19 protein-coding genes and 7 tRNA genes are annotated in these 22,695 nt (G+C 63.1%); 18 read left to right on the forward strand and 8 right to left on the reverse strand.

The genetic code is table 11. The features are described 5' to 3' along the window. Positions 1-63: 63 nt before the first annotated feature. Positions 64-699, forward strand: a complete 636-nt coding sequence (locus PSEEN_RS07570; RefSeq protein WP_011532895.1) for a TetR/AcrR family transcriptional regulator — start codon at positions 64-66, stop codon at positions 697-699. On the opposite strand, the gene PSEEN_RS27090 is transcribed toward PSEEN_RS07570, so the two are convergent. Further along, positions 696-830: a hypothetical protein gene (locus tag PSEEN_RS27090; protein ID WP_269446437.1), complete on the reverse strand. Its 135-nt coding sequence runs from the start codon at positions 828-830 to the stop codon at positions 696-698. The genes PSEEN_RS07570 and PSEEN_RS27090 overlap by 4 nt on opposite strands. Here PSEEN_RS27090 and PSEEN_RS07575 point away from each other — a divergent pair. The 4 genes from PSEEN_RS07575 (at position 829) to PSEEN_RS07590 (ending at position 4,066) form a co-directional block, all read left to right on the forward strand. Beyond that, on the forward strand, positions 829-1,797 hold the full coding sequence (locus tag PSEEN_RS07575) for a GTP 3',8-cyclase MoaA (protein ID WP_011532896.1): 969 nt from the start codon (positions 829-831) through the stop codon (positions 1,795-1,797). The genes PSEEN_RS27090 and PSEEN_RS07575 overlap by 2 nt on opposite strands. Positions 1,798-1,863: 66 nt before the next feature. Then, positions 1,864-2,469, forward strand: a complete 606-nt coding sequence (locus tag PSEEN_RS07580) for a DUF4823 domain-containing protein (RefSeq protein ID WP_011532897.1) — start codon at positions 1,864-1,866, stop codon at positions 2,467-2,469. Between the two features lie 11 nt (positions 2,470-2,480). Beyond that, positions 2,481-3,041 carry a DUF1285 domain-containing protein gene (locus PSEEN_RS07585; protein WP_011532898.1) on the forward strand — a complete coding sequence of 187 codons (561 nt, stop codon included), beginning with the start codon at positions 2,481-2,483 and terminating at the stop codon, positions 3,039-3,041. Between the two features lie 611 nt (positions 3,042-3,652). Then, positions 3,653-4,066 carry a cupin domain-containing protein gene (locus PSEEN_RS07590; RefSeq protein ID WP_011532899.1) on the forward strand — a complete coding sequence of 138 codons (414 nt, stop codon included), beginning with the start codon at positions 3,653-3,655 and terminating at the stop codon, positions 4,064-4,066. Positions 4,067-4,079: 13 nt separating this feature from the next. On the opposite strand, the gene PSEEN_RS07595 is transcribed toward PSEEN_RS07590, so the two are convergent. From PSEEN_RS07595 to PSEEN_RS07605, 3 genes are all read right to left on the reverse strand, one after another. Then, positions 4,080-5,324: a nucleoside deaminase gene (locus PSEEN_RS07595; RefSeq protein ID WP_044487849.1), complete on the reverse strand. Its 1,245-nt coding sequence runs from the start codon at positions 5,322-5,324 to the stop codon at positions 4,080-4,082. Positions 5,325-5,451: 127 nt separating this feature from the next. Further along, a tRNA-Asn gene (locus PSEEN_RS07600) sits at positions 5,452-5,527 on the reverse strand. Between the two features lie 61 nt (positions 5,528-5,588). Beyond that, positions 5,589-6,785 (reverse strand): amino acid aminotransferase, encoded by a 1,197-nt coding sequence (locus tag PSEEN_RS07605; RefSeq protein WP_011532901.1) that lies wholly within the window; start codon positions 6,783-6,785, stop codon positions 5,589-5,591. 290 nt (positions 6,786-7,075) lie between these two features. Between PSEEN_RS07605 and uvrB the strand changes: the two genes are divergently transcribed. Continuing rightward, on the forward strand, positions 7,076-9,091 hold the full coding sequence (gene uvrB, locus PSEEN_RS07610) for an excinuclease ABC subunit UvrB (RefSeq protein WP_011532902.1): 2,016 nt from the start codon (positions 7,076-7,078) through the stop codon (positions 9,089-9,091). Positions 9,092-9,247: 156 nt separating this feature from the next. Here the strand turns inward: uvrB and PSEEN_RS07615 are convergent, their stop codons facing one another. Both PSEEN_RS07615 and PSEEN_RS07620 read right to left on the reverse strand, forming a co-directional pair. After that, a complete protein-coding gene (locus PSEEN_RS07615; protein WP_011532903.1) occupies positions 9,248-10,798 on the reverse strand; it encodes an MDR family MFS transporter in 1,551 nt (516 codons plus the stop codon). Continuing rightward, a complete protein-coding gene (locus tag PSEEN_RS07620; RefSeq protein WP_044487851.1) occupies positions 10,788-11,837 on the reverse strand; it encodes an HlyD family secretion protein in 1,050 nt (349 codons plus the stop codon). The genes PSEEN_RS07615 and PSEEN_RS07620 overlap by 11 nt, the downstream gene beginning before the upstream one ends. Before the next feature lie 143 nt (positions 11,838-11,980). Here PSEEN_RS07620 and gltX point away from each other — a divergent pair, with 143 nt between their 5' ends. The 12 genes from gltX to PSEEN_RS07680 all read left to right on the forward strand — a co-directional run bounded on the left by gltX (position 11,981) and on the right by PSEEN_RS07680 (position 18,190). Further along, entirely contained in the window at positions 11,981-13,462 is a 1,482-nt protein-coding gene (gltX, locus tag PSEEN_RS07625) for a glutamate--tRNA ligase (protein ID WP_011532905.1), read from the forward strand. A gap of 293 nt (positions 13,463-13,755) precedes the next feature. Next, positions 13,756-13,831: transfer RNA gene (locus PSEEN_RS07630), tRNA-Ala, on the forward strand. Between the two features lie 72 nt (positions 13,832-13,903). After that, positions 13,904-13,979 (forward strand) — tRNA-Glu (locus PSEEN_RS07635). A 52-nt stretch (positions 13,980-14,031) separates the two neighbouring features. Then, positions 14,032-14,107: transfer RNA gene (locus PSEEN_RS07640), tRNA-Ala, on the forward strand. A gap of 42 nt (positions 14,108-14,149) precedes the next feature. Next, positions 14,150-14,225: transfer RNA gene (locus PSEEN_RS07645), tRNA-Glu, on the forward strand. A 66-nt stretch (positions 14,226-14,291) separates the two neighbouring features. Further along, positions 14,292-14,367, forward strand: a tRNA-Ala gene (locus PSEEN_RS07650). Between the two features lie 42 nt (positions 14,368-14,409). Further along, positions 14,410-14,485: transfer RNA gene (locus tag PSEEN_RS07655), tRNA-Glu, on the forward strand. Positions 14,486-14,656: 171 nt separating this feature from the next. After that, positions 14,657-15,196, forward strand: coding sequence for a TetR/AcrR family transcriptional regulator (locus PSEEN_RS07660; protein WP_011532906.1), 540 nt, complete (start codon positions 14,657-14,659; stop codon positions 15,194-15,196). Between the two features lie 25 nt (positions 15,197-15,221). Beyond that, the gene (locus PSEEN_RS07665; protein WP_011532907.1) at positions 15,222-16,055 is read left to right on the forward strand and encodes an alpha/beta fold hydrolase; all 834 of its coding nucleotides are present in this window, start codon (positions 15,222-15,224) and stop codon (positions 16,053-16,055) included. Positions 16,056-16,102: 47 nt separating this feature from the next. Beyond that, entirely contained in the window at positions 16,103-16,537 is a 435-nt protein-coding gene (locus tag PSEEN_RS07670) for an acyl-CoA thioesterase (RefSeq protein WP_011532908.1), read from the forward strand. 53 nt (positions 16,538-16,590) lie between these two features. Further along, complete coding sequence (locus PSEEN_RS07675; protein ID WP_011532909.1) at positions 16,591-17,562, forward strand: tRNA dihydrouridine synthase; 972 nt, start codon at positions 16,591-16,593, stop codon at positions 17,560-17,562. Positions 17,563-17,743: 181 nt separating this feature from the next. Beyond that, positions 17,744-18,190 (forward strand): Hsp20 family protein, encoded by a 447-nt coding sequence (locus tag PSEEN_RS07680; RefSeq protein WP_011532910.1) that lies wholly within the window; start codon positions 17,744-17,746, stop codon positions 18,188-18,190. 170 nt (positions 18,191-18,360) lie between these two features. Here the strand turns inward: PSEEN_RS07680 and PSEEN_RS07685 are convergent, their stop codons facing one another. Next, the gene (locus tag PSEEN_RS07685) at positions 18,361-21,657 is read right to left on the reverse strand and encodes a PAS domain S-box protein (RefSeq protein ID WP_044487853.1); all 3,297 of its coding nucleotides are present in this window, start codon (positions 21,655-21,657) and stop codon (positions 18,361-18,363) included. Between the two features lie 61 nt (positions 21,658-21,718). After that, a complete protein-coding gene (locus PSEEN_RS07690; protein WP_011532912.1) occupies positions 21,719-22,597 on the reverse strand; it encodes a LysR family transcriptional regulator in 879 nt (292 codons plus the stop codon). Positions 22,598-22,695 lie beyond the last annotated feature (98 nt).

Genomic DNA, 22,695 nt, shown 5'->3' on the forward strand with positions numbered 1-22,695 from the left:
TCCGTGCAATTTGCCGCCACTTAGGCATAATAAACCGCTTCGATTGTCATCCCAGTCCTTCCTATGCAGAAAGAACCTCGTAAGGTCCGTGAGTTTCGTCGTCGTGAGCAAGAGATCCTCGACACCGCGCTCAAGCTGTTTCTCGAACAAGGTGAAGACAGTGTCACCGTCGAGATGATCGCCGACGCCGTGGGCATCGGCAAAGGCACGATCTACAAGCACTTCAAGTCCAAGGCGGAGATCTACCTGCGCCTGATGCTCGACTACGAGCGCGATCTGAACGAGCTGTTGCATTCGGCTGATGTCGACCGCGACAAGGAAGCCCTGTCGCGTGCCTACTTCGAGTTCCGCATGCGCGATCCGCAGCGTTACCGGTTGTTCGACCGCCTGGAAGAGAAGGTGGTCAAGGGTAACCAGGTGCCGGAAATGGTCGAGCAGTTGCACAGCATCCGCGCCTCCAACTTCGATCGCCTGACGCAGTTGATCAAGGGCCGGATCAGCGAAGGCAAGCTCGAGGACGTACCGCCGTACTTCCACTATTGCGCTGCCTGGGCGTTGGTCCATGGCGCTGTCGCGCTGTACCACTCACCGTTCTGGAGCAATGTGCTCGAGGATCAGGAAGGTTTCTTCCAGTTCCTGATGGATATCGGCGTGCGTATGGGCAACAAGCGCAAGCGCGACCCGGAAGCCGCGAACTAAAGCCCTTCAAAGGGTGCCCACTGTTCATCGGTGGGCATCGCCTCTCCAAGGCTTCGCTTGGAAAGCTTGCAAAAACCTGATTTTTGAGTCAGGTTTTGACCGCCAGAATCTTCCATGCCGGAGTCATCCATGATCGTCGATCGTCAAGGCAGGCGCTTTCGCAACTTGCGCGTCAGCCTGACTGCTGCCTGCAACTATGCCTGCACGTATTGCGTGCCCGATGGCAAACGCCTGGTGGCGGCGCAGGACGAGCTCACGGCGGATGCCTTGGCCCGGGGCGTGGCCTACCTGGTCGAGGCGGCGGGTATCGAGCGTTTGCGCATCACCGGCGGCGAGCCGCTGATCAGCCCGCGGCTGGAAGCGTTTCTCAAGGCTGTGGCGGGTCTGGGCCTGGAGGACATCAGCCTCACCACCAATGGCCAGCTGTTGTCGCGCAAATTGCCCTTGCTGCGCGAGGCCGGTATTCGCCGGCTCAATGTCTCCCTCGACACCCTCGATCCAGGCGCTTTTCGCAGTATTGCCCGGGGTGGCGACCTGGCCAGCGTGTTGGCTGGCATGGAGCAGGCCAGTGCCGCAGGCATGGCGATCAAGGTCAACATGGTGCCCATGCGCGGGCAGAACCTTGACCAGGTAGTGCCGTTGCTCGACTACTGCCTGCAGCGCGGCTACGAGCTGCGTTTCATCGAGCTGATGCGCATGGGCCATCTGGCGCGTGACGGCAATGCCTTCCTGCAACAGTTCGTGGGTTTGGAACAGTTGTTGGCGTTGATCGGGCAATCCCATCGCTTCGAGCAGGCCCCCCGGCCGGTGGATGCGACGGCATTGCGTTATCACATTCCTGGGAAGGGGCACTTTGGTGTGATCGCCAACGAGAGCGTACCGTTCTGCCGTGCCTGTTCGCGGCTGCGCCTGTCGTCCACCGGTTGGTTGCATGGCTGCCTGTCGTCGAGTAGCCGTCACTTTGTCGGCGACCTGCTCGACAAGCCTCGTCACCAAGCGTTGCCAGCCCTGCAGCGTTTGCTGGTCAAGGCCCTGGCGGACAAGCAGGACATAGCGTTTTCCGGCGATGTGATGGTAATGAAGGTGATTGGCGGCTGACTCTGGCGCAGATTCTGCATCTGGCGGCTATTCGCCGGTTTTTCGTCACCGGCCTCTGGAGGAAAGATGCGTAGCCTGGTCTTGCTGCTGGCGCTGATGGCGTTGGGTGGCTGCATGAATGTCAGTGATATGGGCGAGGGTGTGCGGTATCACATGAGTGACGCTGGCCTGCTGGATCACAGTGACACCACCCGGACCCTGTCGATCCGCCTGCAGCCCGATTCGTTCATCTTCATCGGCCAGGGCGCGTTCGTGCCGCCGGGCAAAGGGCCGGTGCCACGCCAGAATGTGGTGGCCGAGGAAGCCTTCAAGAGCTTTGTCGAGTACTTCCCGCTGGTGCGCCGCGCCCAAGGGCCGTTGGGCCTGGAGGACGCGATTGCCGAGGCCCGCTCGGTCGGCGCCGACTATGTGCTTTATACCCGTTTCGCGCGTACCGACGACCGGATCGGTAACGGTGACGAGTGGTATGACGAACAGGCCGTCGATCGCCTGGGTTGGGACGACGGCGTGGTGCAGATGATGCTCATCGAGACCAGCACCCGTTACTTGATTGATACCGCCCGCATCAAGAGCCGTGGCGGTTTGTTGACGTTCCACGACAACACGCCGCAGGATTTGCTTGCAGCGCCAATGCGCGAGTACGCTCGTAGTCTCCTGGGCATGAGCCGCTGAGCGAGCGTGAAATGAACGATTCCGGCAAGGCCAACGACCTGTTGGCGCAGATTCCCGCGCACAAGGGGTTGCCCCCGGTGCATCTGTGGAACCCGGATTTCTGTGGCGATATCGACATGCGCATCGCCCGGGATGGCACCTGGTATTACTTGGGGACGCCGATCGGGCGCAAGCCGATGGTGCGGTTGTTCTCCACGATCATCCGTCGGGATGGGGAAGACTATTTCCTGGTCACGCCGGTGGAGAAGGTCGGGATTCGTGTCGATGACGCGCCCTTTGTCGCTGTACTGCTGGATGTGCAGGGTGCTGGTGAGCAGCAGGTGCTGCGGTTTACCAGCAATGTCGATGACCAGGTCGAGGCTGGCCCGGACAATCCGCTGCGCGTTGAACTCGATCCTGTCACCCTTGAGCCTTCACCCTATGTGCTGATGCGCACCAATCTCGAAGCGCTGATTCACCGCAATGTGTTCTATCAGTTGGTGGAGCTGGCGGTGCCGCGGGTGATTGATGGGGAAGAGTGGCTTGGGGTTTGGAGCCGGGGTGTGTTCTATCCGATTGGGCGCAGTGCCTGATACTTGTTTCTCGGGTTTGGCTGCCAGTTTATTCATAGCCTCTCGATAATCAATTTGTAACGCTGGCGCAAAGCCAAAGCCTATTTGGTCTCCATGGTTCTATGCATATCCATTTGCAATAGCGACTTGAAGTCACCTTTCCGCCCTTACGGCGGGTTACTTTTGGTCTTGGCCAAAAGTAACCAAAAGCCGCTCGCTCCATCATACGGCCCTCCGCTACGCTCCGGGTCCCTTCGCTCCGGCGCCTTCCAGGCCCGCGCGGCCTACGACTTGCTGCGCAAGTCTACATCTCGCGCCTTCGGCTAACGCCGAAGGGTGCTGCGCACCTGGCCCTCCAGACGCCTGCGCTCAGCCTCCTGAAGTCGCGAAGTTACGGGCGGCGCCTGGACTGGCGCAGCTGTCGCTAGCTGACGGTGCGGCTAACCTCCTGATCGCCAAAGCCAAAGCCACCTATGGGGCATGTTCCTGGGATCTGGCTATTTGGTTGGGTTGGCTAGCAGTACCATGGCGCGAGCAGCCAATCGGCCCCCCGCTTTTTCTCCAAATTGGCCATTTGTCCCTCGCTACCCTGGGCTTAACCTGCTGGCATACACACCACAGGAGAAGCACTCATGCGATCTATCCGCCTCCCCATTGCCCTGCTGGCACTAGGCCTGCTGGCACCGATCTCGACCACTTGGGCCCACGGTGACAAACCCGATCAGGTCAAGATCCTCCAGGAACAACTCCCCACCAACGCTCCGGGCAAGAAAGCCGTGATGCTGACGGTCAGCTACGCTCCTGGTCAGGCGTCGCCTGCCCATCAGCACCCGGGGGCGGTCATGGCCTACGTTCTGGAAGGGGCGGTGACATCGAAACTCAACGACGAGTCGGAGAAGACCTACAAGGCCGGAGAGTTCTGGTATGAGGCGCCCGGCACCGTGCACAGCGTTTCACGCAATGCCAGCAAGACCCAGCCAGCCAAGCTGCTGGTATGGAGCCTGGTGGACGAGGGGCGGCCAGTGACCGAGCCCCTGTCCCGTTAAGCGATCGCAGGCGTTACAGCAACTGCTTGGCAGCATTGATCAGGCCCTGGTCCAACACCTGGCTCGGTGCTACCTGCACGCTCTGGGTGTAGAAGGGCGGCAGCTGCTGCGCCAGTTGCGCCACCGCCTGGGGGGTGACGCCGTCGTACAGCAGCACGTATTGCAGATTGGACGGGAACGACTGGGGTACCGGCCCTTCCATGGTCGAGCCATAGGCACCGAAGGTCATCACCGCCTCGCTGGTGCTCGGGTCCGGGATGTACAGGAACACGAAGGTGCCGTACTTGGGGTGGGTCAGGTATTGCTCTGCCTCGGCGCGTACCTGCGGATCATTGTCGTTCATCAGGGTCCAGCGCATCAGGGCGTATTGGCGCGTCGTCTCCATGAACGCCGTGCGGATCGGTGACTGGTCCTCCTGGCCACCCAGGCAGGCCAGCAAGTTGCCGAATGGGTCGAGCAATGCCACGGCGTTGGTTCTGTCGGATGCCGCGGCGGTCTCGGTCAACGGCTTGGCCAACTCCACGCCTGGCATGCGTGGGTTGTCGCTTTTGACGGTCAGCGCCCATTTGCTGAGCTTGGTCAGCGCCTGACGGACCGCACTGGTGGCTGGCAGTGTCGCCGGGTTCTTCAGCTCGGAAGGCGGCAGGCCGCTGTTGTTGCTGGCTTCGCGTACCGTATTCACGCTGGCATCGAAGATCGAGCCGGTCAGGCTGAACACCCGGGCGTCGATTTTCTGGTTCGCGTAGACGGGGCCTTGCGAGCCCTGATAAGGGCGGTTGATAGGGGCGTCCACCGCGTAGTAACCCCAGGTCGCTTGCGCTTTCTGTCGCAAGGCGGGCGGGAAGGTGGGGAAGTTGAACTGGCTGTTGTAGTTGACCCCGGCATAGGTGTCGATGGCACTGACGGCCACATTGAAGCCTGCGGTCAGCAGCGAGCCTGCGCACATCGCGCACGGGTCCAGTGTGGTCACCACGGTCAGCTGGTTGGGCTCGGGCAGCTTCAGCTCGTGCCGGTTGTCGTAATACCATTGCACCAGTTGCCGTTCGCCGTGGGCCGTCGGGTCGTGGGGCAGGAAGGGCGGTTGCGCATTGCTGCCGGGGTAGGGCTGCAACACATTGTTGTGCATGCTTACCAATACTTTGCCGGTGGCGTTCTCGATGATGCAGCCGCCGACTGCGAACGTGCCTTGCTGGGCCGCCAGGATGGCCTGGTCGGCGACCTGCTCCACGGCTTCCTGGGCGTTGCGAGTGGTATCCATGATGACTCCCTGTCGTTGCTGCGCCGAATGCGCACGCTGACGATAGTCCAGGGGAGGGGGAACACAAGACGGCGGGGCACAAAAGAAAAAACCTCCAGTGCTTGCGCATCTGGAGGTTTTCAGTGTTTGGCTCCGCGACCTGGACTCGAACCAGGGACCCAATGATTAACAGTCATTTGCTCTACCGACTGAGCTATCGCGGAATCTGTGCGCATCTTACCGCTTGCCCAGGGGAAGTCAAGCTTCCCCTAGACAATCAAGCAGTTACAGCACTTCGACGATGGCCTTGGTGACCACGTGGATGTTGCTCTGGTTCAGCGCGGCGACCGCGATGCGGCCGGTGTCCAGTGCGTAGATGCCGAACTCGCTTTTCAGGCGGGTCACTTGCTCCACGGTCAGGCCCGAGTAGGAGAACATGCCGCACTGGCGGCCGACGAAGCTGAAGTCACGGTTGGCGCCGTATTCGGCCAGCAGCTGGACCATCTGCTTGCGCATGCCGTGGATGCGCTCGCGCATCTCGGCCAGCTCGGTTTCCCACATCTGGCACAGCTCGGGGCTGTTGAGCACGGCGGCGACGATGCTGGCGCCGTGGGTCGGTGGGTTGGAGTAGGTGGTGCGGATCACGCGCTTGACCTGCGACAGCACGCGGGTGCTTTCGTCTTTCGAGCCGGTGACGATCGACAGCGCGCCGACGCGCTCGCCATACAGCGAGAACGATTTGGAGAACGAGCTGGAGACGAAGAACTCCAGGCCCGACTCGGCGAACAGGCGCACGGCGAAGGCGTCTTCGGCAATGCCGGCGCCGAAGCCCTGGTAGGCCATGTCGAGGAAGGGCACATGGCCTTTGGCCTTGACCACTTCCAGCACGTTCTTCCAGTCGTCCAGCGACAGGTCGACGCCGGTCGGGTTGTGGCAGCAGGCGTGCAGGACGATGATCGAGCCGGACGGCAGCTTGTTCAGGTCCTCGAGCATGCCGGCACGGTTGACGTCGTGGCTGGCCGCATCGTAGTAACGGTAGGTCTGCACCGGGAAACCAGCGGTTTCGAACAGGGCGCGGTGGTTTTCCCAGCTCGGGTCGCTGATGGCGACCACGGCGCCTGGCTGCAGGCGCTTGAGGAAGTCGGCACCGATCTTCAGGGCGCCGGTACCGCCGACAGCCTGCACGGTGACCACGCGGCCTTCGGCCAGCAGCGGCGACGCTTTACCGAAGATCAGCTTCTGCACGGCCTGATCGTACTGGGCGATGCCGTCGATCGGCAGGTAGCCGCGGGAGGCGTGCTGGGCGGCACGGGCGGTTTCGGCTTCGATCACCGCGCGCAGCAGCGGGATACGGCCTTCCTCATTGCAGTAGACGCCTACGCCCAGGTTGACTTTGTCAGTGCGTGGGTCGGCGTTGAATGCTTCATTGAGGCCCAGGATAGGGTCGCGGGGTGCCAGCTCGACTGCGGAAAACAGGCTCATTGTTACCTTGGCTCTGATAGGAGAGTGATAGGGGTCGCCACGCTCCAGCCGAAATGCACTGAAGCGGTGCACAAACGGGGAGTCAGTATAGTGATACCGGTCGGTCACTGCGACAGTCTGGCGCAGCTTTTACGGCTGTTTGCGCAAATATTTTTCGACCATTGGTCGAATTGCCCGGTCCATTGTCATGAACGTTCACAGGTCGGGCTTGAATCCTGCGGTCGTGCGCCGTATTTGGGTATAGACTACTGGCTAAATTTACAGTTGCCGCGACATCCATGAGGTCCGTCATGTCCGAGTTTCAGCTCGTTACCCGATTCCAGCCGGCCGGCGACCAGCCCGAAGCCATCCGCCAGATGGTCGAGGGTATTGACGCCGGTCTGTCGCACCAGACCCTGCTCGGGGTGACAGGCTCGGGCAAGACCTTCAGCATCGCCAACGTCATCCAGCAGGTGCAGCGCCCGACCATGGTGCTGGCCCCCAACAAGACCCTGGCCGCCCAGTTGTATGGCGAGTTCAAGGCGTTCTTCCCGAACAACGCGGTCGAGTATTTCGTTTCGTACTACGACTACTATCAGCCCGAAGCCTACGTGCCGTCGTCGGACACCTTCATCGAGAAGGACGCCTCGATCAATGACCACATCGAGCAGATGCGCCTGTCGGCGACCAAGGCGCTGCTCGAGCGGCGCGACGCGATCATCGTCACCACCGTTTCGTGCATCTATGGCCTCGGTAGCCCCGAGACGTACCTGAAGATGGTCCTGCACGTCGATCGCGGCGACAAGCTCGACCAGCGTGCCCTGCTGCGCCGTCTGACCGACCTGCAGTACACCCGCAACGAGATGGACTTCGCCCGCGCCACCTTCCGCGTGCGCGGCGACGTGATCGACATTTTTCCGGCCGAATCGGACCTGGAGGCCATCCGCATCGAACTGTTCGACGACGAGGTGGAGAACATCGCCGCGTTCGACCCGCTGACCGGTGAGGTGATCCGCAAGCTGCCGCGCTTCACCTTCTATCCCAAGAGCCACTACGTCACCCCGCGGGAAACTTTGGTCGAGGCGGTGGAAGGGATCAAGGAGGAGCTCAAGGAGCGCCTCGAGTACCTCAACACGCACAACAAGCTGGTGGAAGCGCAGCGTCTGGAACAGCGCACCCGCTTCGATCTGGAAATGATCCTCGAACTGGGCTACTGCAACGGCATCGAGAACTACTCGCGCTACCTCTCCGGGCGCCCGGCCGGTGCGCCGCCACCTACGCTCTACGACTACCTGCCCGATGACGCGCTGCTGGTGATCGACGAGTCCCACGTCAGCGTTCCGCAGGTCGGCGCCATGTACAAGGGCGACCGTTCACGCAAGGAGACGCTGGTGGAGTACGGTTTCCGCCTGCCGTCGGCACTGGACAACCGGCCGATGCGTTTCGACGAATGGGAGGCGGTCAGCCCGCAGACCATCTTCGTTTCCGCAACGCCAGGCCCTTATGAAGCCGAACACGCCGGCCGCGTGGTCGAGCAGGTGGTGCGTCCGACCGGCCTGGTCGACCCACAGGTAGAGGTACGTCCGGCGCTCACCCAGGTCGACGACCTGCTCTCGGAAATTGGCAAGCGCGTCGCCCAGGGCGAGCGGGTGCTGGCCACCACGCTGACGAAGCGCATGGCCGAGGACCTCACCGACTATCTCGCCGACCATGATGTGCGGGTACGCTACCTGCATTCGGACATCGACACCGTCGAACGGGTGGAGATCATCCGCGACCTGCGCCTGGGCACCTTCGATGTGCTGGTGGGCATCAACCTGCTGCGCGAGGGCCTGGACATGCCCGAGGTATCGCTGGTGGCCATCCTCGATGCCGACAAGGAAGGCTTCCTGCGCTCCGAGCGCTCGCTGATCCAGACCATCGGCCGCGCCGCGCGCAACCTCAACGGCAAGGCGATCCTCTACGCCGACAACATCACCGGCTCCATGCAGCGCGCCATCGATGAGACCGAGCGGCGGCGCGAGAAGCAGATCGCATTCAATGCGGCCAACGGTATCGTGCCCAAGGGCGTGGTCAAGGACATCACCGACATCATGGAAGGCGCCACTGTGCCAGGTGCGCGCAGCAAGAAGCGCAAGGGCATGGCCAAGGCGGCGGAGGAGGCCGGGCGTTACGAGGTCGAACTGCAGACGCCGGCGCAGATCACCAAGCGCATCAAGCAACTGGAAGAGAAAATGTTCCAGTTCGCCCGCGACCTGGAGTTCGAGGCCGCAGCGCAGTTACGCGACGAGATCGGGCAGTTGCGTGAGCGCCTGATTACCAGTTGAACCATCCCTGGTTCGCCAACCGTATTCATTGATTTGGCGCCACCTCTGTAGGAGCGGCTTTAGCCGCGATCACCCGCAAAGCGGGTGCCAGGCACAGCGTTGCCTGCATCGCGGCTGAAGCCGCTCCTACAGCGAACCACCAAGGCAGAGTGCAAGCTAATGTGCTTCCCCTGCCTTCAACCCCTGCGGCAACTTCCTGGTCAGCAACACCGCCAGCATGCTCACCGCCAAGCCGATCCCGACAAAGTGGAAGGCATCGTTGTAGGCCATGATCAACGCTTGTTGGTGGGTAATCTCCGAGAGCTTGCCCAGCGCCGCCGTGTCACTCCCCAACCGCTCGCCCAGCTGTGCCAAGCGTTCTGCCACCTGCGGGTTGCTCGGCACCAGCGCCTCGCGCAAGTAGTCGAAGTACACCTTGGTCCGCGCATCCAGCAACGTCGCCAGTAGTGCGATGCCAATCGCGCCACCCAGGTTGCGCAAGATATTGAACAGGCTCGAGGCCGACCCTGCGTCCTGCGGTTGTATGAAGGCCGTGGCGATCAGCGAGATGGTCACCATGATCATGGGTTGGCCGATGGCACGGATCACCTGGATCTGGTTGAACTGTGGCCCGGCGAAATCCGGGTTGAGCACCCCCGAGCTGAAACTGGCCAGGCCGAACAGGCAAAAGCCCAGGGCACACAGCACTTTGGGCGGGATCACCTTCATCAGCAGCGGTACCAGCGGGATCAGAAACAGCTGCGGCACGCCCATCCACATGATCACCTCGCCGATCTGCAGGGCGTTGTAGCCCTGGATCTGTGCCAGGTACAACGGCAACAAGTAGATCGAGCCGTACAACCCGACCCCCATGCCCAGGCTGGCGATGCTCGACAGGCCGAAGTTTCGGTTACCGAGAATACGCAAGTTGATCAGCGGGTGAGGGCGGGAGAATTGCAGGATCACGAACAGGATCAGGCTGAGCAGGGCGGTGGTGCCCAGGCCCACGATCAGGCTCGATTCGAGCCAGTCCTTGCGATGGCCTTCCTCCAGGAAGACCTGAAGGCAGCCCAGGCCAACGCCCAGGCTGACGATGCCGGCGTAATCGGTGCTTTTGAGCAACTCCCAGTGGGCTTCTTTCTTTTCCAGCCCGTAGAGCAGGCCGGCGATCATGACTAACCCAGGCGGAACGTTGATGTAGAAGATGTACTCCCAGCCCCAGTTCTCGGTCAGCCAGCCACCCAGTGTCGGGCCGATGGAGGGCGCGAAGGTGGCCGTCATGGCGAACATGGCCATGCCCTTGGCGCGATGGTGTTCGGGCAGCTTGATCAAGGTCAGGGTAAAGGCCAGAGGAATCAGCGCGCCGCCGGTGAACCCCTGCAGGGCGCGGAACACGATCATGCTCTCCAGGTTCCAGGCCATCGAGCACAGCAGCGACGACAGCAGGAACCCCAGCGAAACCCATACCGCCAGGCGCCTGGTCGAAAGCAGCTGCACCAACCAGGCGGTCAGCGGGATCATGATGATCTCCGCCACCAGGTAGGAGGTGGAGATCCACGAGCCTTCCTCCAGGGTCGCCGACAGCGCGCCCTGGATGTCCTTGAGCGAGGAGTTGGTGATCTGGATGTCCAGCACCGCCATGAAGGCGCCCAGCATCACGCTCATCACCGCGATCCAGTCGCGCCGGGTCGGCTCGGCGGTGGGCCGCAGGAGCTGGTCACCGGCCATCCGCATCCCCATCGCGCAGGTCGACCGTGGCGGTGACCGACATGCCCGGGCGGATTCGGCCATGCAGCGGGTTGTCGGCGGCGAAGGTCAGCTTGACCGGAATGCGCTGCACCACCTTGGTGAAGTTGCCGGTGGCGTTGTCCGGTGGCAGCAGGCTGAACTGGGCGCCGGAGGCGGCGAACAGGCTGTTCACGCGGCCTTCGATCGGTGTGTCCGGGTAGCTGTCGAACACCAGTTCAGCGCGCTGCCCAGGATGCATCCTGCCGATCTGGGTTTCCTTGAAGTTGGCCTGCACCCAGATGGCCTCGTCGGGGACGATCGACAACAGGTAGGCGCCGGCCTGCACCACCTGGCCGTTGCGCGCGCTGCGCTGGCCGATGGTGCCGCTGATCGGCGCGTGGATCTCGCAGCGGGTCAGGTTCAGTTCGGCCTGTGCCAGGTCGGCGCGGGCATTGGCGATCTGTGCGTCCAGGCGCTTGAGTTCAGCGGTCAGGGCATCGACCTGCTGGCGCTGGCCCTTGAGGTCGGCCTGGGCCTTGTCGACCTGGGAACGGGCGACATGGCTGTCCGCCGACAGGGTGGTGACCCGCTCTTCAGAGATGAAACCGGGCTTGCGCAGGGCCTGGGCGCGGTTGAGGTCGAGCTGCGAGCGGTCGAGGGTGGCTTGGCTGGCGGCGACCTGGGCCTGGCCGGCGGCGATCAGGCTGCCTTGCTGGGCCAGGCGGCTCTGCGCCTGCACCCGTTCGGCCTCGCGGGTGGCCAGGGCCGCACGGGCGCGTTCGATCGCCAGTTCGAAATCGGCAACCTCCAGGCGCACCAGCAGGTCGCCTTTGTTGACATGCTGGTTGTCTTCCACCCGCACCTCATCGATACGCGCCCCCAGCTGGCTGGAAATGCGCGTGATCTCGCCCTGCACATAGGCGTTGTCGGTGCTTTCGTAGAAGCGCCCCTTGAAGTACCAGTGGGCGAGGAAGCCAAGGCCGACGAGCAGCACCAGGGTGATGAAGATCAGCAGGCGACGTTTGAGTTGGGCGGGCATGGGGACCAGGATTCCAAAAATGTAAGCAAATTTAACAGCGGTAGCCGGCGCCGTCACAAGTGACGATAGCGCCATTGCTGGAGCCCGGTGCCCGCTCCCTGCTAACATCCAGCCTTTGTTTCAATCTTCGTTCGAGACTCCCAATGACCACCGTTCGTACGCGTATCGCGCCATCGCCCACTGGCGACCCCCATGTCGGCACCGCCTACATCGCCCTGTTCAACTACTGCTTTGCCAAGCAGCATGGCGGTGAGTTCATCCTGCGGATCGAAGACACCGACCAGTTGCGCTCCACCCGCGAGTCGGAGCAGCAGATCTTCGACGCCCTGCGCTGGCTCGGCATCGAGTGGAACGAAGGCCCGGACGTCGGCGGCTCGCACGGCCCGTACCGGCAGAGCGAGCGTGGCGAGATCTATGCCAAGTACGCCAAGGAACTGGTCGACGCCGGCCACGCCTTCTACTGCTTCTGCACTGCAGAAGAGCTGGAGCAGATGCGCGCCGAGCAGATGGCACGTGGTGAAACCCCGCGCTATGACGGTCGCGCCCTGCTGCTGAGCGACGAGGAAGTGCAGCGTCGCCTGGCTGCTGGCGAGCCGCACGTGATCCGCATGAAGGTGCCGAGCGAAGGCATCTGCGTGGTGCCGGACATGCTCCGTGGCGACGTCGAAATCCCATGGGACCGCATGGACATGCAGGTGCTGATGAAGAACGACGGCCTGCCGACGTACTTCCTGGCCAACGTGGTCGACGACCACCTGATGGGCATCACCCACGTGCTGCGTGGTGAAGAGTGGCTGCCGTCGGCGCCCAAGCTGATCAAGCTGTACGAGTACTTCGGTTGGGAACAGCCCAAGCTGTGCTACATGCCGCTGCTGCGCAACCCCGACAAGAGCAAGCTGTCCAAGCGCAAGAACCCGACCTCGGTGACCTTCTACGAGCGCATGGGCTTCATGCCCGAAGCCATGCTCAACTACCTGGGCCGCATGGGCTGGTCGATGCCGGACGAGCGCGAGAAGTTCTCGCTGGCGGAAATGGTCGAGCACTTCGACCTGTCGCGCATCTCCCTGGGCGGCCCGATCTTCGACATCGAGAAGCTCTCCTGGCTGAACGGCCAGTGGCTGCGTGAGCTGCCGGTGGAAGAGTTCGCCGCGCGCGTGCAGAAGTGGGCCTTCAACAGCGACTACATGATGAAGATCGCCCCGCACGTACAGGGCCGGGTCGAGACTTTCAGCCAAGTCGCGCCGCTGGGTGGCTTCTTCTTCGAAGGCGCGCTCAAGCTCGATGCAAAACTGTTCGAGAGCAAGAAACTGTCGGCCGACCAGGTACGCCAGGTGATGCAACTGATCCTGTGGAAGCTGGAAAGCCTGCGCCAGTGGGAAAAGGACCGTATCACCGGCTGCATCCAGGCCGTGGTCGAGTCGCTGGAGCTCAAGTTGCGTGATGCCATGCCGCTGATGTTCGCCGCCATCACCGGCCAGGCCAGCTCGGTGTCGGTGCTCGACGCCATGGAGATCCTCGGCCCGGACCTGACCCGCTACCGCCTGCGCCAGGCCATCGACCTGCTCGGTGGTGTGTCGAAGAAAGAAAACAAGGAATGGGAAAAGCTGCTGGCGTCCATCGCCTGAGGCAATGCTGTTTGCCATTCTGTAGGAGCGGATTTATCCGCGAAGCAGGCGATGCGGTGGATGGCACCGGCTTCGCCGGTGTTCGCGGCTTAAGCCGCTCCTACACGTTTGCGCGAAGTGATCCAGAAGGGCAGGGCGGTAAGTGATTGTTATCTGTGAAAAAAATTTTGAATATTTTCAAAAATTCGTTTGACAGCCCTGCAATCCGATCTTAATATGCGCCCCGTCCACAGCGATGAACGAAAACGAAACGCCAGGCACCCAGCCAGCGCTTCGGTTCAAAGCGACATTGTGGGGCTATAGCTCAGCTGGGAGAGCGCCTGCATGGCATGCAGGAGGTCAGCGGTTCGATCCCGCTTAGCTCCACCAAATTCCGACTGGTAGCAAAAGCTGTCAGACAAGGCCGGTTCCAGTAAGCGGGTCTTGAAGGTAAGAAGGTTCGTCCCCTTCGTCTAGTGGCCTAGGACACCGCCCTTTCACGGCGGTAACAGGGGTTCGAGTCCCCTAGGGGACGCCAGTTTTGCACAAGCGATGTTTAGCATGTCGCTGGGCCGAGAGGCTAGAAATCCGGGGCTATAGCTCAGCTGGGAGAGCGCCTGCATGGCATGCAGGAGGTCAGCGGTTCGATCCCGCTTAGCTCCACCAATTTTGCCGCGGTTCGTGAAAACGGATCGGCACGAAGGTTACGTCCCCTTCGTCTAGTGGCCTAGGACACCGCCCTTTCACGGCGGTAACAGGGGTTCGAGTCCCCTAGGGGACGCCACTTTTACCCGCGTTTTGCGGGAGTTTAAAGGCTCATCATCAGATGGTTGAGCCTTTTGTTTTACTCGGGGCTATAGCTCAGCTGGGAGAGCGCCTGCATGGCATGCAGGAGGTCAGCGGTTCGATCCCGCTTAGCTCCACCATTTCCGCCACGGTTCGCGAAAGCGACCCGGCACGAAGGTCAAGTCCCCTTCGTCTAGTGGCCTAGGACACCGCCCTTTCACGGCGGTAACAGGGGTTCGAGTCCCCTAGGGGACGCCAATTTTTTACCCGCGTTTTGCGGGACTTATAAGGCTCATTCGCTTATTGAATGGGCCTTTTGTTTTTTCTGCCCTCCAAACATTTTTCTATCCCCCTCTGCTTGGATGCAAATAGCGCTTGCCATAAAATATTATAGGCATAATATGTCGATCATAATATTTGAGGTGAGCCATGAGCGACAAGAAGAGCAAGACCCGCGAGCGGATTCTCGAAGCCGCTCGCAGCGCCTTGATCCAGCACGGCCCGGCTGACCCGAGTGTCAGCCAGGTGATGGGCGCGGCGGGTTTGACGGTAGGGGGCTTCTACGCCCACTTCGACAGCAAGGACGAGCTCATGCTCGAGGCGTTCCGGCAATTGCTGGGCGAGCGTCGTGGTTTGCTGGCCAAGGTCGACCCGAGCCTGGATGGCGCCGAGCGACGGGCCCTGGCGGCTGCCTTCTACTTGTCGCGCAAGCATCGCGACGCCGAGGTGCAGGCCTGCCCGATCCCCAGTGCGATTGGTGAAATGCAACGCTTGCCGCCGGCATTCCGCGAGGTGCTGGCCGAACATATCGAGCTGATGACCGCGCAAATGGTCGACCGCCCCGAGGACATCGACAAGGCCCTGGCCGACTTCGCCCTGATGGTGGGTGGCCTGGCTGTTGCCCGGGCACTCGGGCCGGGCGAGCTGTCGGACCGTATCCTGCGTGCCGCCAAGTCGGCGGTGATCTGAACAACCTGCCCCCTGGAGCTAGGCGATGAGTACTCTGAGCTGGATTCGTGGTGTCAACGGCACCCTTGGCCACCTGGTCCCCGAGCATGTCGCCGGCAAGATGCGCCGGGCCTTCATGACCCCGCGCACGCTGCCGCCCAAGCCCTGGGAGCTGCCGTTGCTGGCCCGTGCCGAGCGCATTACCCTGCGTTTCGGGCTGTCGGCGCTACGTTGGGGGCAGGGGCCGACTGTGCTGTTGATGCACGGCTGGGAAGGGCGGCCGACTCAGTTCGCCGCCTTGATCGAAACACTGGTCGACGCCGGTTACACCGTGGTTTCCCTGGAGGGACCGGGCCATGGTCACTCGCCGGGCAACCAGGCCCATGTCGTGTTGTTTGCCCGCGCGTTGCTGGAAGCTGCCGCCGAACTGCCGCCCTTGCGCGCGGTGGTCGGCCATTCGATGGGCGGCGCCAGCCTGATGCTGGCCTTGCAATGGGGGTTGCGCACGGAAGCGGCGGTGAGCATTGCCGCGCCGGCCCAATTGCTAGGCGTGCTGCGAGGTTTTGCCCGGCATCTGGGGTTACCGGCGCGGGCGCGGGCGGCATTCATTCGCCAGGTGGAGCGGGATGTCGGCATCCAGGTGGCGCGCCTGGATGTCAGTGGTTACCAGCTGGACCTGCCGGGGCTGGTGGTACATGCCCAGGACGATACCCTGGTGTCGGCCAGCGAAGCGCCGCTCATCCACAAGGCCTGGTTCGACAGCCGCCTGCTGATGCTGGAGGCGGGTGGCCACCTGAGGGTGCTGGCCGACCCTCGCCTGGGCCAGGCGGTGCTGGAGCTGCTGGCGCGCACCCCTCGGCGCGTGCGGCAAAGCGCCTGAGCTTCCGTTACACTCTGCCCGTTTACCAAAACCCTGTGGGAGCGGGCATGAGCTGGGATCTGGCAGCACCATTCGTCATCGACCTGCGCGTCGGCAGCGAGGACATCGACGGCCTCGGCCACGCCAACAATGCCGTCTACGTCACCTGGCTGGAGCGCTGCGCCTGGCGCCATTCGCAGCGCCTGGGGCTGGACCTGGCCGAGTACCGGCGCCTTGACCGGGCCATGGCGGTGGTTCGCCACGAGATCGACTACCTGGCCGCGGCCTACGAGGACGACGAGCTGCAACTGGCTACCTGGATCATCGATTGGGACCAGCGCTTGCGCATGACCCGTCGCTTCCAGCTCAAGCGCCCGAGCGATGGCGTCACGCTGCTGCGCGCGCAAACCACCTTCGCCTGCATCGAGCTGTCCAGCGGCAAGCCCCGGCGCATGCCGGCAGAGTTCCTAGACGGTTATGGCTCGGCGCTGATCGGCAACTGAAGCGTGGCGGTTTTTTGCTAGACTGCCGCCCTTTTTCGCACCGAGACACTTCCATGCAAATTGCCCTGGCCCCGATGGAGGGGCTGGTCGACAACATCCTGCGCGACGTCCTGACCCGGGTGGGGGGCATCGACTGGTGCGTCACCGAGTTCATTCGCGTCTGCGACCGCCTGTTGCCGGAGTCTTCGTTCGACAAGCTCGCACCTGAACTGCGCCGGGGGGCGCGCACCGCGGCAGGCGTGCCGATGCGTGTGCAATTGCTCGGTTCGGACCCGGTATGCCTGGCCGAGAACGCTGTGCTGGCCTGCGAGCTGGGGGCGCCGGTGATCGACCTGAACTTCGGCTGCCCGGCCAAGACCGTGAACAAGTCCCGTGGCGGGGCGGTGTTGCTCAAGGAGCCTGAACTGCTGCACGCCATCGTGCGCGAGGTGCGCCGCCAGGTGCCAGCGCATATCCCGGTGACCGCCAAGATGCGCCTGGGCTTCGAAACCCCGGATGGCGCCCTGGATTGCGCCACGGCCCTGGCCGAGGGCGGTGCCGAGCATCTTGTGGTGCATGCCCGGACCAAGGTCGAAGGCTACAAGCCGCCGGCGCATTGGGAGTGGGTGGCGCGGGTGCAGGACGTGGTCAAGGTGCCGGTGTTCGCCAATGGCGAGATCTGGACCGTGGATGACTGGCGGCGCTGCCGCGAGGTCAGTGGTGCCACGGACATCATGCTGGGGCGCGGGTTGGTTTCTCGGCCGGACCTGGCGTTGCAGATCGCGGCGGCTCGTGATGGTGTGGAGTACCAGCCGATGGCGTGGGACGACTTGTTGCCGCTGTTGCGCGAGTTCTGGCGTCAGGCCCAGGACAAGCTGTCGCCGCGTTATGCACCGGGGCGGATGAAGCAGTGGCTGGCAATGCTCACCCGCAGCTACCCCGAGGCGGTGGTGCTGTTTGCCGAACTGCGCCGCGAGGATGATTGCCAGCGGATCAGCCGGTTGCTTGGGGCCGACATGCCGGTACTCGAGGAATGTGTCGCCTGAAGGGTTCGCCGGCAAGCCGGCTCCTACGGGATCGTGGTAGGAGCCGGCTTGCCGGCGAACCCGGCAGAAATTTTTCTGCCGCCCCTTGAAAGCCCGTGGCCCGGCCATATCTCTTGAGTACGCGATGCCGAAGTCGGGTCGCGTAGTGACTTAACTTGCTGAATCTCAGGAGTTCATGACCATGACTACCGCTTTCTCTCTTGCACCGCTTTTCCGCAGCTCCGTTGGCTTCGACCGTTTCAATGACCTGTTCGAAGCCGCCGCCCGTAACGAGGCCGGTAGCAGCTACCCACCCTACAACGTGGAAAAGCACGGTGAAGATCACTATCGCATCGTGGTTGCCGCAGCCGGCTTCCAGGAGCACGACCTCGACCTGCAGGTCGAGAAAGGCGTCCTGACCGTGACCGGTGGCAAGCGCGAAAACAATGGCGCGGCAGGAGTCACCTACCTGCACCAGGGCATCGCCCAGCGCGCCTTCAAGCTGTCGTTCCGCCTGGCCGACCATATCGAGGTCAAGGGCGCGGGCCTTGCCAACGGCCTGCTCAGCATCGAACTGCTGCGCGTGGTGCCGGAAGAGGCCAAGGCCAAGCGCATCCCGATCAATGGCGACAAGCCTGCGCTGAACTGAGTTCGGCGGGATGAAAGAAAGGGCACCTTCGGGTGCCCTTTTTTTGTATTTTTGCGACCCTACCGTCCTCTGTAGGAGCGGCTTCAGCCGCGATGCAGGCGCCCGCAGTCCTGGCACCCGCTTGCGCGGGTGATCGCGGCTGAAGCCGCTCCTACAAGGTGTTGCGCATTTCAGTAATCCGCTGGCGCCTCCATCAGCATCTGGCGAAACTCCGGCAGCGGCAGTGGCCGGCTGTGCAGGTAGCCCTGGTACAGGTGGCAACCCAGCCGTTCCAGGAACTCCAGCTGCTCGGTCAACTCCACCCCTTCGGCGATCACCGCCAGCTCCAGGCTGCGTGCCATGGCCACGATGGCGCGTACGATCTCGGCGTCGTTGGGGTCGACCGGCGCATCACGCACGAAGGTCTGGTCGATCTTCAGCGCATCCACCGGCAGGCGCTTGAGGTAGGTGAGCGACGAATAACCGGTACCAAAGTCATCCATGGCGAAACTCACACCATAACGCTTGAGTTCGCTCATCTTGCTGATGGTGTCCTCCAGGTTCTGGATGACGATGCCTTCGGTGATCTCCAGGGTGAGCATGCGCCGCGGCAGGCGGTAGTCGTCGAGGCTGCGCAATACCCGCTCGACGAAGTCGTTCTGGCGGAACTGCCGGGGGCTGATATTGACGCACAGGCTGAAATCGTCGGCGTCGATCAGGCCGTCTTCGAGCATGCGGGCACAGGCGTCGCAGGCCTCGTCGAGGATCCAGCTGCCCACTTCGAGGATCAGGCCGCTCTCCTCGAGCACCTGGATGAACTGCGCCGGCGGTTGCTGGCCCAGTTGCGGGTGGTGCCAGCGCAGCAGTACCTCGGCGCCGACGATGCGGTTGTCGCGGGCATCGACCTGGGGCTGGAAGTGCAGGGCCAGCTCGCCCCGGGCCAGGGCCAGGCGCAGGTCGTTCTCCATGCGCAGGCGTTCGCTGGCGGCCTTCTGCATGGTGCTGTGGAACAGTTGGGTGGTGTTGCGCCCGGAATCCTTGGCCCGGTACAGGGCGATATCGGCGCGCTTGAGCAGGTCGGCGGGGGTCGCGCCATGGTCGGGGATCAGCGCCACGCCGATGCTCGGGGTCACCTGCAGGCGCTGGCCGTCCAGTGACATGGGTTCGGCCAGCAGCTCGCGCAGGGTGTCGGCGAGTTCGCGCACCTTGCTTTCCACCAGCTCGCGGCTGCCTTCCAAACCGCTGAGCAGCACCACGAACTCGTCGCCGCCCAGGCGTGCCACGGTGTCCTCCAGGCGCACGCTGGCCTCCAGGCGGGCGGTGATGATCTTCAGCACGGTGTCGCCCACCGGGTGGCCGAGCGAGTCGTTGATGTGCTTGAAGTGGTCGAGGTCGAGGAACAGCAGGGCGCCGCGCAGGTTGTGACGCTTGAGCAGGGCGATCTGCTGGCTCAGGCGGTCCATCAGCAGTGCCCGGTTGGGCAGGTTGGTCAAGGGGTCGTGGTAGGCCAGGTGGCGGATCTGCGCCTGGGCGTTCTTCAGCAGGCTGACATCGCGGGCGGTGAGCAGCAGGCAGTCGGTCTCGTTGAGGCTGATCGGCTCCACCGACACCTCGACGGTGAGGATGTCACCGCGTTTGTTGCGCCCGAGCATTTCGCGGTGATGCACCCGGCCACGCTCGCGCAGCTCGTTGAGCAGGGCCGCGCGCTGCTTGTCGTCGGCCCAGATGCCGATGTCGTAGACGCTGCGCCCCACCACTTCGGTGGCGCTGTAGCCGGTCAGGCGGCAGAAGCCGTCGTTGACTTCCAGGTAACAGCCGCTCTGGCGCTCGGTGATGATGATGGCGTCGGGGCTGGAGTGGAAGGCCTTGGCGAACTTCTCTTCGCTGGCCTTGAGCGCCGCTTCGGCGCGTTGCTGCTGGGTGATGTCGCGCAGGGTGGTGACGCTGCAGGGCTGGTTGTCGACGCTGATCAGGCGGCTGGAGATCACGCAGGTCAGTGGCGTGCCGTTGCGGTGGTTGACCCCGACCGCGACATTGCTCAAGGCCTGGTCGCGGATCACCCGCTCGATGCGCTGGGCGCGCTCCGACGACTCGGCCCACAGGCCAAGCTCTTCGGCGGTGCGGCCGATCACCTGGTCGGTTTCCCAGCCGAAGATCTGGCTGAAGGCCGGGTTGATCTCGATGAACTGGCCGGTGTCCTGGCGGGTCACGCAGATCGGGTCGGGGCTGACCTGGAACAGGCTGGCGAACTTCTCTTCGGAGGCGCTCAGGCGCTGCTCGCGCTCCACCTGGTCGGTGATGTCGAGCAGGGTGCCGGCCATGCGCAGCGGGTTGCCGTGCTCGTCGCGGTACAGCCGCGCGCGGCTTTCGATAAAGCGTGTGGTGCCGTTTTCCAGCTGTACCTGGTAGGTGATCTGGTAGTTACCGGCCGGGCCCTCGCGCAGGCTGCGGTAGGCCTGGCGCATGACGTTGCGCTCGTCTTCGGGCACGCCCTCGAAGAAGGCGTCGAAGGATTCGTGGAAGGGCACCGGGGCCAGCCCGTGCAATTGTGCCGCGCGGGCCGAGCCATAGAGCATGCCGCTGGGGATGTGCCAGTCCCAGGTGCCCAGCTGCGCCGAGTCCAGGGCCAGGTCGAGGCGTTCCTGGCTGTCCTTCAGGGCCTGTTCGGCGCGCTTGCGCTCGGTGGTGTCGACGAAGGTGCTGATCAGGAAGGTGACGCCTTCCAGTTCGATGCCCTGGGTGCACAGGATGCCGTCGTGGACCTTGCCGCTGGTGGCACGGAACTGTACCTCCATGATCAGCGGCCCACTGCCGGCACGGGTGGCCTCCAGCACCTGGAAGCGTTGCTCGGGGTTGACCCACAGGCCCAGCTCCAGGCTGGTCTTGCCCACCACTTGTGCGCCCGGCCAGCCGAACATGTGCTCGAAGTGCTGGTTGACCTCGAAGATCATGCCGTCCTGGCGGCGGGTGAGCAGGATGGCATTGGGGCTGAGGTGGAAGAGGGTGGCGAAACGTTTTTCCGAGTTGATCAGCGCGGTTTCCCGCTCCCGCTGGCGGCTGATTTCGCGGATCACCCCGATCATCTGCGGGTGGCCGTTGGCGTCATGGGTCAGGCTGCCGTTGATCTCCAGCCAGTGCACGCTGCCGTCGGGCCAGCGGATGCGATGGCGCATGGCCTGCTCGACCGGTTCGCCATTGACCACCGCCTGGAAGGCCTGGCGCGTGCGGGCACGGTCTTCTTCCGGCAGCAGGTCGAGGTAGTCGATGTCGGCAGGTAGCGGGCGCTGCGGGTCGAAACCGAAAAGCGCCTGAGTGCCGCGCGACCAACTGACCCGGCCGCTGTCGATGTCCCATAACCAGGCGCCCAGGCGCGCGCCATTGAGCGCAGCCAGCAGTTGCGGCGCGTTCTGCCAGGCCTGTTCCGACTCCTGGGGATCGGCGGCGGGGATGCGTGGCAGGCGCGGAAAGCGGTTTGCTGATTTGGGCATCGGTACCAGACCTTTGGCGAAAAACGCGTCCTTGTGGATGTAACGCCGTGCAGACGGCCGGTCAGGCGGACCCGGCATGGCTGTCGAGCAGGGCCATGAAGGCCCTGGCCGCGTTCGACAGCGTGCGTTCGGTATGCAGTATGTAGCCTAGCTGGCGTGACAGCTGTATGCCGGGCAGGGCGATGGGCGCGACCTGCTCATCGAGCATAGTACGTGGTAGCACACTCCACGCCAGGCCGATGGACACCATCATCTTGATGGTTTCCAGGTAGTTGGTGCTCATGGCGATGTTAGGTGTCAGGCCCTGGCTTTCGAACAGGCGCTGGACAATGTGGTGGGTAAAGGTGTTGCCGCCTGGGAAAACCGCCGGATGACGGGCGACATCGGCCAGCTCGACCTGGCCATTGCTGGCCAGCGGGTGTTCCGGCGCGGCCACGAAGTCCAGCGCGTCATCCCAGACCGGGACGGCGCGGACCAGGTGGTGAGGCTCCGGGGCCAGGGTGATCACGGCGATTTCGGCGCGGCCATGGAGAATTTCATCGTAGGCCGCCTCCGAATCGAGGAACTGGATATCCAGGGCCACCGCCGGGTACTGGCGGGTGAAGGCGCGCAGCAGCGGGGGCAGGCGGTGCAGGCCGATATGATGGCTGGTGGCCAGGGTGAGACGACCGGTCACCTCGCCGGTCAGGTTGGTCAGGGCGCGGCGGGTGTCATCCAGTACATTGAGAATCTGGTAGGCGCGCGGCAGCAGGGCGCGGCCGGCCTCGGTCAGGGTCACTTCGCGGCCCAGGCGGTCGAACAGGCGCACGTCCAGTTGCTGCTCGAGCCCGGCGATGCGTTTGCTGATGGCTGGCTGGGTCAGGTGCAAGCGTTCGCCGGCCCCGGAAAAGCTGCCGGTTTCGGCAATGGCGATGAAAGCACTGAGGTTGGCGAGGTCCATCTTTCGAATTCCTGATGGTTATGCAAAGCATGAAAATTATGAATTTGAGTTATTCAATCTATCGCCATAGGATCGTCCGTACAAGCCAAGGGGTCTTT

The organism is Pseudomonas entomophila L48, from assembly GCF_000026105.1.
Lineage (GTDB): Bacteria > Pseudomonadota > Gammaproteobacteria > Pseudomonadales > Pseudomonadaceae > Aquipseudomonas > Aquipseudomonas entomophila.